The 14,009-nt window shown below is 44.0% G+C and carries 10 protein-coding genes and 1 pseudogene; 9 read left to right on the top strand and 2 right to left on the bottom strand.

What is annotated here, in order from left to right; all coding sequences use genetic code 11:
* Nucleotides 1–500: 500 nt before the first annotated feature.
* Nucleotides 501–2,225, top strand: a complete 1,725-nt coding sequence (locus AB6E52_RS12525) for a methyl-accepting chemotaxis protein (protein ID WP_102321031.1) — start codon at nucleotides 501–503, stop codon at nucleotides 2,223–2,225.
* 145 nt (nucleotides 2,226–2,370) lie between these two features.
* On the opposite strand, the gene AB6E52_RS12520 is transcribed toward AB6E52_RS12525, so the two are convergent.
* The gene (locus AB6E52_RS12520; RefSeq protein WP_004733935.1) at nucleotides 2,371–2,610 is read right to left on the bottom strand and encodes a PAS factor family protein; all 240 of its coding nucleotides are present in this window, start codon (nucleotides 2,608–2,610) and stop codon (nucleotides 2,371–2,373) included.
* A gap of 239 nt (nucleotides 2,611–2,849) precedes the next feature.
* Between AB6E52_RS12520 and AB6E52_RS12515 the strand changes: the two genes are divergently transcribed.
* The 4 genes from AB6E52_RS12515 (at nucleotide 2,850) to AB6E52_RS12500 (ending at nucleotide 9,902) form a co-directional block, all read left to right on the top strand.
* Nucleotides 2,850–3,848, top strand: coding sequence for an acetyltransferase (locus tag AB6E52_RS12515; protein ID WP_102321015.1), 999 nt, complete (start codon nucleotides 2,850–2,852; stop codon nucleotides 3,846–3,848).
* Between the two features lie 487 nt (nucleotides 3,849–4,335).
* Nucleotides 4,336–6,525, top strand: coding sequence for an immunoglobulin-like domain-containing protein (locus AB6E52_RS12510; RefSeq protein ID WP_102321014.1), 2,190 nt, complete (start codon nucleotides 4,336–4,338; stop codon nucleotides 6,523–6,525).
* A 229-nt stretch (nucleotides 6,526–6,754) separates the two neighbouring features.
* Nucleotides 6,755–7,675: a LysR family transcriptional regulator gene (locus tag AB6E52_RS12505; protein ID WP_017059189.1), complete on the top strand. Its 921-nt coding sequence runs from the start codon at nucleotides 6,755–6,757 to the stop codon at nucleotides 7,673–7,675.
* A 181-nt stretch (nucleotides 7,676–7,856) separates the two neighbouring features.
* Nucleotides 7,857–9,902: a TonB-dependent receptor domain-containing protein gene (locus AB6E52_RS12500; protein ID WP_102321013.1), complete on the top strand. Its 2,046-nt coding sequence runs from the start codon at nucleotides 7,857–7,859 to the stop codon at nucleotides 9,900–9,902.
* 129 nt (nucleotides 9,903–10,031) lie between these two features.
* On the opposite strand, the gene AB6E52_RS12495 is transcribed toward AB6E52_RS12500, so the two are convergent.
* The gene (locus AB6E52_RS12495) at nucleotides 10,032–10,775 is read right to left on the bottom strand and encodes a class I SAM-dependent methyltransferase (protein WP_102321012.1); all 744 of its coding nucleotides are present in this window, start codon (nucleotides 10,773–10,775) and stop codon (nucleotides 10,032–10,034) included.
* A gap of 459 nt (nucleotides 10,776–11,234) precedes the next feature.
* Here AB6E52_RS12495 and AB6E52_RS12490 point away from each other — a divergent pair, with 459 nt between their 5' ends.
* The 4 genes and pseudogenes from AB6E52_RS12490 to sbcD all read left to right on the top strand — a co-directional run bounded on the left by AB6E52_RS12490 (nucleotide 11,235) and on the right by sbcD (nucleotide 14,008).
* Nucleotides 11,235–11,759: a GNAT family N-acetyltransferase gene (locus AB6E52_RS12490; protein ID WP_017059192.1), complete on the top strand. Its 525-nt coding sequence runs from the start codon at nucleotides 11,235–11,237 to the stop codon at nucleotides 11,757–11,759.
* A 14-nt stretch (nucleotides 11,760–11,773) separates the two neighbouring features.
* Nucleotides 11,774–12,370, top strand: coding sequence for a LysE/ArgO family amino acid transporter (locus tag AB6E52_RS12485; protein ID WP_017059193.1), 597 nt, complete (start codon nucleotides 11,774–11,776; stop codon nucleotides 12,368–12,370).
* A 13-nt stretch (nucleotides 12,371–12,383) separates the two neighbouring features.
* A pseudogene (locus AB6E52_RS12480) lies at nucleotides 12,384–12,541 on the top strand (porin family protein); the annotation flags it as partial.
* A 213-nt stretch (nucleotides 12,542–12,754) separates the two neighbouring features.
* Complete coding sequence (gene sbcD / locus AB6E52_RS12475) at nucleotides 12,755–14,008, top strand: exonuclease subunit SbcD (RefSeq protein ID WP_102321011.1); 1,254 nt, start codon at nucleotides 12,755–12,757, stop codon at nucleotides 14,006–14,008.
* Nucleotide 14,009 lies beyond the last annotated feature (1 nt).

Here is a 14,009-nt window from a genome sequence, read left to right as displayed (position 1 = left end):
CAATCATCAATAGACGGATTCATTGTTTAAAAACCAAGTCAAAACCTCCACTATTGCGCTTCGCTCGTGCTCTTCTGGAGAGCCAAAAAAATGTCATGCATAAATAATGCATCCAAATGTGCGTCAAAGTCTTTTAATTCAATGCCTTGTATACCATGACATTAAAGCCATTTATGTTCCGTCAAATAGCTGTCTCTCACTTTTATCATTCAACTAATGTACATGTATTCAATTTGTGTTATTGATGCTTTTATCTTTAGTGAAAAGATTCATTCTCTGTTTGAATACCATTGAGAATGTCACTGCTGGTGGGCTGAACAGTCGCTAGATTTAGTGCTCATTACTGATACAAAAACCATAACAATAACCAGGTCACACGAGTTGTATTCCATGCTTCGATGCGATCAATTAGATACTCATAGTTAATTTAGTAAAGACGAGCCACGTATATGAATATAAAGAAAAAGCTCTATTCGTTGGGGATGTTCTCCATCTTCGGCATGATTTCATTGTTGTTTACCACATCGCAATTTGCAGACACCACCGCTCAAATGAGCGAAGCCAAACAAATCACCAAAGAACTTGAAGTGCGACTACTCAATCTTCGCCGTAACGAGAAAGATTTCCTATTACGTAGTGATATGAAGTACCTCGCCAAGTTCGACGTAAACTACAACAAATTCTTAGCGTCTGAATCTGAGCTAGATACAGTGCTCAGTGATTTAGGCTTAGCCAACAGCACACACCTACGTGAAGACATCGAAACTTACCACACCAGCTTTGTTAACCTAGTAAAAGCGAGCGAAGTCTATGGGCTAGCACGCGACAAAGGCATGCTAGGCGAGTTTCATGTTTTGCTCGATAACATCAGCGCGACAGCCAGTGTTGAACAAAAAATCGAGCTTTACCTGTTCAATGACTTAATTGAAAAGGGTGAGTTCGATCCGAGTGTTCTTTCTATTACTTCTAATGTTGGAAGCTCAACTGCTTTGATAGATGCTGCACGTCAAGTGGTTGAACAGAAGCGAGTGATTGGCTTGAAGCACAACGAAGGTCTGCTTGGGCAAGCTCGCTCGGGTTCTCATGCTATCGAAACTCAATTTAAAGAGTTCTCAGCGGTATTGGACCAAGAAACCCAACAAGAGATGGACAAACTATCGCTGATCAACAACATCCTTTGCGTCACGCTACTCGTGTCGATCATTCTGTTCAGTTGGTTAATTGTCCGTTCTATTATCGGCAAGATTGAGTCATTACTCTCGGTGATTCGCAACATCGTTGATTCTAACGACGTGTCTATTCGTTCGCACCTTGATGGCAAAGACGAACTCAGCACTTTAGGCCAATACTTCAACCAATTGCTTGATCAACTGGAAGGCTTGATCGCGGCATCTCAATCTAAGTCACTGCAACTGACACAAAGTACGTCGAACATGCATGACGAGCTAGAGTCAGTAATCAAACAGTTTGAAGTTCAAGCAAATCACACATCTACAATGACAACGTCAGTTCAAGAGATGGTACTCACCATTGGCGAGATCTCTGAAAGCACATCGGTTGCCGCTGAAGGTGTACATCAAGCGAAAGTGAATGCCGATAAAGGCCGTGAAGTGGTGGTTGAAACCATCAGCAACATCACCCAGTTGTCTGAACGTCTTTCAAGCAGCCAAGATTCGATCAGTTCACTGAACCATCATGTTGACCAGATCGGCGATGCAGTAAACATCATCCAAGGCATTGCAGAACAAACTAACCTATTGGCATTGAACGCAGCAATTGAAGCAGCACGTGCGGGTGAACAAGGTCGTGGCTTTGCGGTAGTTGCCGATGAAGTACGCGCACTAGCAAGCAGAACGCATCAATCGACCACAGAGATAACTTCAGTGGTGAGTGCAATTCAAAGCCAGATGCAGGCGTCGATGGCAGAGATTGGCGAGTGTAATCAACAAGGTCAACGAACGCTGAAAGATTCGGAAGAGCTGGATGCGAGCTTGCAACTTATCTTGAGCGACATGGAAAGCATCCAAGGTAATTCAGAACGTATTGCTTCAGCGATTGAAGAGCAGGGCGCAGTAATGGCGCAAGTGAGTGACTCAATTACTGAGCTGAACACTATCTCGAACGACAATAACGCTTCGGCGCAGCATTGCTTAGTTGAAGTGGACAAGGTAGCAGAGCAAGCGAACGATATGGACCAAGCGGTCGCGCAGTTCAAGACTTCATAAACAACATAGAACTTACTAAAACAAAAGGCGTGGATCATCTACGCCTTTTTTGTGCCTGAAATTCAAATAGATAAATGACGAGAATAAAAAAACGGCCCGATCTGGGGGAAGATCTGGGCCGTTATATTACGTATTAAAGGGGGGACTACTTATTTCGGCCTTCCAGCACATCCAGTGCCAGTTCAACCGCTTTATCAATATTGTCGCATCCCGCTAACTTACCTGAGCTGATAGGACCAAGCACATTAGCGTATAACGAGAGCTGCTTGTTAAATGGCAGGCTCAACTGCTCATATAAACGCTGGCGAATCTCGGCATGTTGCTCAGGAGCGTGAGCAGCAAGGCTTTTCAAAGTGTCATAAACAAGAGTGGTGGTAGTGTTCATTCGTCTCTTTATCATTAAGTGGGAGGCGCTTATTTTATAATCTTTTCGTATTCTTTTACTGTGACATAAGTCATACAATATTATTAATGTGTTTATCTTTTCAATCTAATGAGAATAAGGCATTCCAAAATAGACTTAAGTATCTGTGAAATATAACTAAAATAATGACAGACTATCGAACACACAAACGAATTGGCGCGTTTCTGGCAAACGGTTAAATCTATAGGAAGAGGAACAACATGCACTACGACGTATTCAACGGAGACGCAGATGGCATAATCGCGTTGTTACAACTGCGATTAAGTGAGCCAAGAGAGAGCGTGCTCATTACTGGTGTTAAGCGTGATATTAAGTTGGTCTCTCAAGTTGTTACTCAAACTATGGAGCCGGGTAAGCAAGGTGATGTTTCTTCCGTTACCGTTTTAGATGTATCGATGGAGAAAAACCTGCCTGCACTGCACTCACTGCTAGACGCAAACATCAATGTATTTTATTGCGATCACCACCGAACAGGGGATGTCCCAACTTCTAGTCATTTAGATACTCTGATTGATACCGCGCCAGAGAGCTGCACGAGCTTGCTGATTAACCAGAAGCTGAATGGTGCGCATGTGGCTTGGGCAATCGCAGCTGCCTTTGGCGACAATCTAAAAACGGTGGCGGCGCGGCTAGCGGATGAAAATGGATTCGCTCAATCTCAAAAAGAGTTTCTAGAAGAGCTAGGTACCTTGGTTAACTACAACGGTTACGGTTCGTCACTGAGTGATTTGCATTTCACGCCAGCTGAGCTCTACAAAACCCTTTATCAATACCCGAATCCGTTTGATCTTTTGGATGATAAAGACTCTGTGTTTTATCGACTACGAGATGCTTATCAAAATGATCGCCAGCAGTTATCAAACCTTGCTCCTGTTTATGAAAGTGAAGTCGCACGTGTGTTTGAACTGCCAGGTGAGACGTGGGCAAGGCGCATCAGTGGCGTATTTGGTAATGAAATCGTTAATCAAGATCCAAACCGAGCGCAAGCAGTATTAACGAAAAACCAAGACGGCGAGTCTTACACGGTGAGCTTACGTGCGCCATTATCAAATAGAACGGGTGCAGACGAAATTTGCTCAAGTTTTGCGACTGGCGGAGGAAGAAAAGCAGCGGCTGGAATTAATCAACTTAATGAACTTGATAAGGTGAATTTTATTTCACTATTGGATGCATATTATTCATCTGGCACTGACGGTTAACTGAAAAACTCCCGACGTATACATTCAAAATCCTACAAATTCTTGCTCCTATATTCCGTTATACGTGCGTATTGCTAGCACATGTATGATGGCTATATCCAGGCTGTTTTAGTGATATCACTCGCAATGGTATCTGGTCTTAGGTCAGTAATTACGGCGTATTTGGGATGATTTTTGCCGATTTAAAGTTTATTTTTTCCTATCGGTGATTTTTTATATTTTTGGTTAATTATCTTAGTGAATTAAGGTTGATTAAATATTTATACGGTCAATGCATTCAGCCGAAAATAACAGTTTTTAGCATTTCAATTTGAATGAAAAGTCAAAATCATATTGATTCTGATATTCAATCTGTGACTTAAAATCACAAGTTAAATCAAAGGTCATCTTTTCCTATAAATTCCATTACTTCTCTATAAATATTCATGATTACAATGAATTGGTTCGGTTGTGATTGGCACAGCTGTTAAGTAAGGAAGTGGGACTAATGTTGAAACGTAAAGCTTTACAATTAGCAGTATCGGTCGGCATGGCGGCTATGTCTGGCGCTGTTTATGCGAATGGTTCAGATATGACGAATCCAGACTCTGGCGTCGTGGTTGGCTATTGGCATAACTGGTGTGACGGTGGCGGCTACCAAGGTGGTAATGCGCCATGTGTGACGTTGGATGAAGTGAACCCAATGTACAACATCGTGAATGTGTCATTCATGAAGGTTTACGATGTGGCTGATGGTCGAATCCCAACTTTTAAACTGGACCCAACCATTGGGCTTTCAGAAGAACAATTTATTGACCAAATCTCTGAGCTCAACAAGCAAGGTCGCTCTGTACTGTTGGCTTTGGGTGGTGCTGATGCACACGTAGAGCTAGAAACCGGTGATGAAAGAGCCTTTGCTGATGAGATTATCCGTCTAACTGAGCGTTACGGCTTCGATGGCCTAGATATCGACCTTGAACAAGCAGCCGTAACCGCCGCAAACAACCAAACCGTGATTCCAGATGCACTTAAGCTAGTGAAAGATCACTACCGCGCAGAAGGTAAAAACTTCCTTATTACAATGGCGCCTGAGTTCCCGTATCTAACGACAGGCGGTAAGTACGTTCCTTATATCGATAATCTAGAAGGCTACTACGACTGGATTAACCCACAATTTTACAACCAAGGTGGCGATGGTATCTGGGTTGAAGGCGTGGGTTGGATTGCTCAAAACAACGATGCGTTAAAAGAAGAATTCATCTACTACATTTCTGATTCTCTTATCAACGGAACGCGTGGTTTCCACAAGATCCCACATGACAAGCTCGTGTTTGGTATTCCTTCAAGTATTGATGCTGCAGCGACCGGTTTTGTGCAAGAGCCACAAGATTTATACGACGCATTTGATAGCCTAACGGCGCAAGGTCAACCGCTACGTGGTGTGATGACTTGGTCTATCAACTGGGACATGGGCACCAACAAAAACGGCCAACAATACAACGAGCAGTTCATTAAAGACTACGGCCCGTTTGTACACGGTCAAGTAACGCCACCACCAGTCGAGGGTGAGCCAGTTCTTAAAGGTATCGAAAATACGCGTGTTCTTCACGGAACAACATTTGATCCTATGGATGGCGTAACGGCAACAGACAAAGAAGACGGCGATCTAACGTCATCAATCGATGTTGAAGGTTACGTTGAAACCAGTGTTATTGGCACTTACGTTTTGACTTACCGAGTGAAAGACAGCGATAACAACGAAACCACTAAAGCGAGAACGGTAGAGGTTTACAGCCAGAAGCCAGTATTTAATGGTGTGTCTGACACGACTGTTGTGTTGGGAACTGCGTTTGATGCAATGGCAGGCGTGACGGCGAATGATGCAGAAGATGGCGACCTGACAAGCACCATCACACACACTGGCAGTGTCGATGTAAATGAAATCGGCAACTACACACTTGTGTATAGCGTAACAGACAGCGCGAACCAAACTGTAACCGCTGACCGTAAGGTATCTGTAACTGATGGTTCTAACTGTGCTGCTGCATGGGATGCCGACACCGTTTATGTTGAAGGTGACCAAGTATCTCATGACGGTTCAACGTGGGGAGCAGGTTGGTACACTCGCGGCGAAGAGCCAGGAACAACAGGTGAGTGGGGCGTTTGGAGAAAAGTTTCAGACTCTTCATGTGGTGGTAACCCAGATCCGGGCGATGACTTAGAGCTTTCGGTTTCAGGACTTCAATCACAATATGCGCCAGATAACGGCAACGTGCGTTTAGATCTGACACTGACATCAAATGAAGCATTAGATGTTACCGCTATGGTGATCAACAGTGCAGGTACTGTGGTTGAGCAAACTAAGGTTAACGTAACGGACAGCCGTGCTATTACCATCGACTTATACGATGTAGCGGAAGGGCAATATGCACTTGAAGTAGTCGGTAAAGCATCTGACGGTGAAATGGTGATGGTAAACGATTCGTTCGCTGTTAAAGACGGTGGCGGAACAACACCTCCTCCAGGTGATTACCCTCCATATGAAGCGGGCACAAACTACGCAGCGGGTGACATTGTGGTCGGCAGCGATAATGGCTTGTACGAATGTAAGCCTTGGCCATACACGGCATGGTGTGCAAGCGCGTCTTACGCTCCAGCAGATAGCCAATACTGGCAAGATGCTTGGACAAAGCTGTAGTCTGATAGCTCAACGCTAGCAATATAAAGTAGACGATCAAAGAGAGGCCATTGTGCCTCTCTTTTTTATGTTTAAACAGTTCTGACTTAGAGCTTTAAAACCCACTTAACCTTAAACTCTGCTCTGCATATTGCTCTAGATCAAAATAGGAGTGATTATCAATTGTATTACATGTTAAGAAATAGCACTATGCGCACATTGAATTTTATATATTGTTAATATTTGCATAATGAATCTTGCTCAAGTCGACCTCAATCTACTCGTTATTCTTAAACACCTTCTTGAAGAGAAGCACGTTTCCAACACGGCATTGGCGCTGGATATGAGCCAACCTACGGTGAGCCGATCTCTGCAAAAACTGCGTACCGTTTTCAATGATGATCTATTGGTGCGAGCGGCTTATGGCTATGAGTTAACGCCAAAAGCAGAAGCCATTAAGCAAGATCTCAATTCGGTACTGACACGTTTAGAAAAGCTGGTACATGGCGATGTATTCGAACCGCAAAGCAGTGACAGTACGGTTCGCTTCTTTGGTTTAGTGCCTAATGTCGCGCACTTGCTGCCCAAGGTAGTTGCGGAGATACGTCAACAAGCGCCAAACATGACTGTTGATATCGACTCGATTCCTAAACGACACTTTGAGCCTCTGTTATCCGGTGATGCGCACTTTGTGTTGTCGACCCACGAGCCGTTAAGTTCAGAGCAAAATTTGTATCGAATGTTCGTGATTAGCCGCGATTACCGTTTGCTGATGAGTAAAAAACATCCTTTGGCGGACAAAGAGATCACGGTTGATGACTTGTTGAATAGCCAACTTGGTCAAATCTCACTGCAAGGGGATAAGAAGCTCTCGATCGAAAGTCGATTTAAAGATCTTGGCTTGATTGATAAGCAGCGCCAGCTGTCCATTCCAATTCAGCTTTCCAATTTTAACGTCGCGCCGGATATGGCAGAAGCAACCGACATCATCTTTCATTTACCGACACCTTTTGCTCAACAAGCCGCTACGCAAAGAGATCTTGTTTGTAAACGCGTGCCTAAAGCGTTGCGCCACCCATCAGAAGACGTCTACTTATACTGGCATAAGCGCTTTCATAACGACCCGATGTGTCGCTGGGTTCGCAATATATTCAAAGAGCTTTATACATAATCCATCTGCAGGGTGAATGAAAATTACGAATACCTATCGAGTTGGATATAGATCTCTTTCATTATTTGAATGGTGAATAACGAGAATCGATTTTTGGTATGAAACTTTCGTTGATAAGAGTGGTAGTTGGTTGTTTAATGCAAACCATTATCATTACCAATCACATATAAGAATGAATATCATGTCTGAGAGATCTCTTTTGATTCGCAAACCTCTTTTGGTTCGTAAACCCCTTTCGATCGCAGTCGCTGTTATTTGTACCTCACTTTCAGCTAACGTGTTGGCGCAAGAAGAAGCGCAAGCAACAGATGAGCAAATGGTTGTTACGGCAACTCGTACCGAGATGGCACTAAAACAAGCGCCAGCTTCAATGTCGGTTATCACCGCGCAAGACATTGAAGACAGCCCTGGTATTACCTTGGCAGACATCGTTGCCGAATCAACGAGTGTTGAGTCTGATTTTGATAGCACACGTGCTGGCCGTCAGATGATCTCTATTCGTGGTATGGATTCAGATTACACTCTTATCATGGTGAACGGTCGTCGTTTAAGCTCTGCAAGTGCCATCATCCGTGGTAACGACTTCGACCTATCAACGATTCCTGCTGATTCGATCGAACGTGTTGAAATAATCCGTGGCCCAATGTCTGCACTTTACGGTTCAGATGGTATGGGCGGTACAATCAACATCATCACTAAGGCTCCAGAAAACGATTGGAGCTCTACACTGAGCATGGACACTTCATCTCCACTTGATGGTGATGGAGGGGAAGAGTATTCGATGGGCTTCACGACATCTGGTGCGTTGATTGAAGACGAGTTGTTTGCTCGCCTATCTGTTAACCAAACTAGCCGTGATGCTTGGCAACCCTATTCTGGTACGCATAGCTCTGGTTACGATCGTTCAGACATTACTGCGTTAGAAGAAAGAGAGACATTAAGCTTACTCGCGAGCCTGACATGGAATGCAACAGACAACCAAACCATTGATTTCGATTTTGGTTACAGTGACGACGAACGTGAGTCATCTGCGGAAAACGTATCATCTGTGATTGAGTCTGACACACGTGTTGTACGTCAGAGCCAAGCGATCACACATAGTGGTTTTTGGAGCTGGGGTGACACGCAAGTACGTTATTCACGTGAAAATGTGACAGATAATGATGCTGCGGACTCAGATACTAACTATAGCAGTGACATCGAAGAACTGACTCAAATTGTTGAAGCTTCGGCGACCACTTATCTTGGTGATAGTCACACCGTAACGTTTGGTATGGACTACCAGTTGAGTGAATTAACCAACAAAGAAAACTTAGTCAATGGTACATCTGAAGCTTATCAAGGTGCGTTATTTGTTCAAGACCAATGGTTAATGACGGATCAACTAACGGCAACCATTGGTGGTCGTTTAGATAAGCATGAACTGTACGGTGAAGAGTTCAGCCCACGTGTGTACTTGGTTCATCAAACAACGAATGACCTGATCATCAAGGGTGGTGTGGGTAAAGCATTTAAAGCACCAACATTGACTCAAAATCAGACAGACTACACAGTTAATAGCTGTAAAGGCGTATGTGATTTACATGGTAATGAAGATCTTAAGCCCGAAACCAGCTTGAACTATGAGATCGCTGCGATTTATAGCCAACCTCGTTGGAATGTTGAAGGTGCCTTATTCCGAAATGAAATCAACGACCTAATTGATCGTGATGAAACCTATTGTGAGAACGGCGGAGTGTTTGAATCGGGTAAAGGTTGCGCTGATAGTTCAAGCTCAACTGGCTATGTGAATGGTAAGCGTACTTATACAAACGTATCAGAGGCTGTAGTTCAAGGTGCTGAGCTTACAGGCCAATTCCAAATTACTGATGAATGGGGTGTGTCTGGTAATTACACATTCTTAGACACTGAAGATAAGTCTACTGGTGACGAATTACTTGAGCGTTACAAGCATTCGGGGTTAGTTAAACTGAACTGGAGCCCAACTTACGATCTAAGTACCTTCGTGAGTGCGCGTTACCGTGGTGAACGTCAGATCGAAAGCGATCTAACTCAAGACGCTTACACAACGCTGAACCTAGGTGCTGTCTACAACGTGAATGCTTCAGTACGACTACGTGCAGGTATCACGAACTTAACTGACGAAGCTGTATCACAAGAGCTAGAGAGCATGGGCTATGTTGAAGAGCCACGTACTTACTACGTAGGTATGACAGCGGACTTCTAATTTAGAGTTCAGTAACTGATAGCTTGATACAAAAGAACCCACACTGGCTGATGCTCTAAAAGGAGAATGGCGAGTGTGGGTTCTTTTTTGATCTATAGATTTGGTTTAATTTGCCGTTTATCTATTAATCTAGATTTTGACACATGTGATCAGCGCATTACCGGACTGAGTATCCCAAGGAATCAGCTTGTCGTAATCGTGCTCGAAGATATTAACCTCGAAGTAGGGCTTCAATATCTCGATTAACTCTTTAAACGAGAATGCCACCATTGGGTGTTCATCATTCCACACTTGAGTTTCACCAGCAGTCGTCTTTTCGATGCTAAGCTTTAGCGCTTGCTTATCACCCTGACCAGAGTAATACCAACCAGAACGGAACGTGAAATCGTCTTTGTCTTGGTTTTTTGTGTGTCTAACAAACAGGTCGTTGCTGATCTTGTCTTTATCAACCACGTTAAAACAGAAAATACCTTCTGGCTTTAACGCACGATGCACACTTTCAATACACTCTTTAAGCTTCTCAAGGCCATCGTTGTAATGGATGGAATACAGGAAGCAAGTGATAAGATCGAGTGGTTCCGTGACCTCAAAGTTACTCATGTTTTGTACTGAGAACTTGGCTTCCGGGCAGCGAACTTCTGCGATATCTAACATCGGCTTGTTAAGATCTAGGCCACCGCTTTGGTAACCGAAATCAATAAAATGACGAACGTGTGGGCCAGTGCCACAAGCTAAGTCGAGGTGTGTTTTTCCTTCATTTCCAAAGATTTGATGGAGTCTACGTACGCAGTTACTTTGCGCTTGGTAGTCAATATCTACACACATTAAATCATAGTAACCGGATAGGTCGGTATAGAGTGCGTTGGCGGACATATTTGCCTGCAGCATAAGCTGAAAAATTAGGGTGGCGCATCATATACCGAAATTGGAAAATCGCAATCAAATATTCGATCAATGAAAGCGTTTTATTTTCTAACTTATGGTCGTTTTAAATGAGACCGTTTAAAGGGATGTTTAAGCTGCCAACAACATCAGTACGCGTGTCATCGCTATTCACTTTGCCCTGACTACTTATTCGTTAACTAAAACAGGTGTTGCTCCCTCAATGCAGCGACCATACGGGCTTTGCGGAACGCTTTTATCACGAGACGAGATAGGAAAAATATGGTATCTAGGTAAACCCAGTGTGACATTTATAATTTTATGATTAATCAGTAATTTTACTGATTCAAACCGAGTTCTTGAAAAGGAAACAATTCAGGAAAGTGGGCTGTTGATAAAAACCAAATCACTCAAGCTAAATAAGCGAACTAAACAAGGAGAGTTGAAACAATGACATCAGCAATAAATGCACAGGGTTCAATGGAAAATAGAACAGCATTGGAAAGCAGTGCTTCAATAGAAATTAAGGTGGATGACTTGTCGGGTGGGGAAGTCATTGAATTACTTGAAGAGCACCTCGCTGATATGTACGCCACTTCGCCAGCCGAAAGCGTTCATGCACTGGATCTAGATGGGCTCAAGTCACCAGAGATTACTTTTTTCAGTGCTTGGAAAGACAGCCAACTACTTGGGTGTGTTGCCATTAAAGAGCTAAATACCCAACACGCTGAACTCAAATCGATGAGAACCTCACAGTTTGCTCGAAAGTCAGGTGTTGCCAGCCAACTTTTACAGCACGTATTGGATACAGCAACCGCCCGCCAGTATCAAACAATCAGTTTAGAGACCGGCTCAGAAGACTACTTTAAGGCTGCGCGTAACCTGTATGAAAAGTTTGGCTTCGGATACTGTGAACCCTTTGCTGATTATGTGTTAGACCCGCACAGCCAGTTTATGAGTATTGAGTTGCGTTAAGAGACTAGCCTTAGATGTCGACTTACTTTGCAGGTTTCTCCCTTGGCCTTTCGCTGATTCTTGCGATTGGCTCTCAAAATGCGTTTGTTTTAAAGCAAGGGCTTAAGAACCAACACGTATTGGCAGTTTGTGCTGTATGTGCCATTTCTGACGCCTTACTGATTAGCTTTGGCGTGACGGGCTTTGGCGCAATCGTTAAGCAGTTCCCACAAATTGAGCAGTTCGCCCGTTATGGTGGCGCTATCTTTTTGGGTGTCTATTCATTCTTAAGCTTCCGATCAGCATTTACCGAAAACCACGCCTTAGAAGCCACGGCAGAAACTAAAGACTCATTAACCAAAGCGATTGCGATGTGTTTGGCGTTCACTTGGCTTAACCCGCATGTGTATTTGGATACTGTGGTATTGCTGGGGTCTATCTCAACTCAATATCAACCGGATCAAATGTTGTTTGGCGCTGGGGCGGTATCGGCGTCATTCGTGTTCTTCTTTTCACTTGGATATGGCGCTCGCTTCTTGGCTCCAATGTTTAAGAATCCGAGAGCGTGGAAGGTGTTGGAATTTGTCGTTGGCGTGATCATGGCATCTATTGCAATATCTTTGATTGTCTAGCTGCGCGTAATTAGGCTTCCATTTTGGTATAGGTGTTGAATACACGCCAGTAGAAAGCCTAACCTTACGTTTAATCTCACAAGCAGATGCAGTAAATATCGAATTCTTCGGCCCGAAAGCCGTGATGTAGCGTTTAGCACAGTAACTCTGGGCGCTTCGTACAATTTTTGACGACCTCTGTGAAATAGCTTAAAGCTAAAGCTATGGACACCTAAAACCGCTCTAACGTTGAGCGGTTTTTTTATGTCAAAAATAACGATTGGTCACGCTATGGGCGGAGTTGGTCCAAAGCCTGAAATTAGTTGGTTTTCACAAGCTTATAAAAGGGAATTATCTCGACTATTTTGGTAGATTAAAGGTATTACAGACTTCCAGTGAGCAGCAATGAAGATTCTTCACACGTCCGATTGGCACCTTGGCCAAAACTTCTACAATAAAAGCCGCAAGAATGAACATGAACGGTTTTTACAATGGTTACTTGAGCAAGTTACAGAGCACGACATCGACGCGATCATTGTTGCTGGCGACATTTTCGATACCAGTACACCGCCGAGTTACGCTCGTGAGATGTATAACAAGTTTGTGGTCGATTCGAACAAGATCGGTTGCCAATTGGTGTTATTAGGTGGTAACCATGACTCGGTGTCTGTGTTGAAGGAGACACAGCAATTACTGAAGTACATGGGCGCAGACGTAATTCCGAACACCAATGAAGATCATGCGACTCAGGTTGTCGAACTAAAAGGTAAGAACGGCGATGTAGAAGCGCTGGTTTGTGCCATTCCTTTTATTCGCCCTCGCGATGTGTTGATGAGCCAGGCGGGTGTCACTGGCGTTGAGCGTCAGAAGCAACTCGGCGATGCAATCAAACAGCATTATCAAAGTGTTTATGATGCGGCGGTTGCTAAGCGCGCGACGTTTGCAAACAGCGAGCACATGCCGATCATCGCTACCGGCCACTTAACTGCGATGGGTGTTCAACAATCGGATTCTGTGCGTGATATCTATGTCGGCAACCTTGATGGTTTCGCCGCTGATGGCTTCCCAGACGCAGACTATATCGCACTTGGTCATATCCATCGCCCACAAGTGGTGGCAAAGCGTGAATACATTCGTTACTGCGGCTCTCCAATCCCACTAAGTTTTGATGAACTTAAGTCTCAGAAACAAGTGTGTGTTGTTGAGTTTGTTGAAGGTGAGCGCACAATTTCTCAATTGCCTGTTCCCACATTCCAACCTCTAGCTGAAATCAAAGGCGACTTGAGCGAGATCGAATCTCAGCTTAACCAATACATAGGTTTAGATAGCGACCAAAGCGTATGGTTATCGATAGAAGTGCAAGCGCAAGATTACTTGTCGGATCTACAAGAACGTATGCGCGCACTGACCGAAGGATTGAATGTGGAAGTACTTCAACTGCGCCGAGCAAGAGAGCGTCGTAATCAAGCATTAGAGCAAGAGTCGGCAGAGACCTTATCTGAACTGAGCCCGATGGACGTGTTTACGAAGCGTATTGCCTTAGAAGAGTTTGAAACGGATTCTGAAAAAGCGCGTTTAGAGCGCATGACGGTGAAGTTTAAACAAGTGATGGTTGAAGTGTCTGAGAGCGCTCAAGCGCCAAACAAAGTAGAAGAGTAAC

It is taken from the genome of Vibrio sp. 10N.247.311.13 (assembly GCF_041467595.1).
Taxonomy (GTDB): domain Bacteria; phylum Pseudomonadota; class Gammaproteobacteria; order Enterobacterales; family Vibrionaceae; genus Vibrio; species Vibrio crassostreae_C.
The sequence above is the reverse complement of the archived record's forward strand: the minus strand, read 5'-3'. Positions and strand labels throughout refer to the sequence as shown.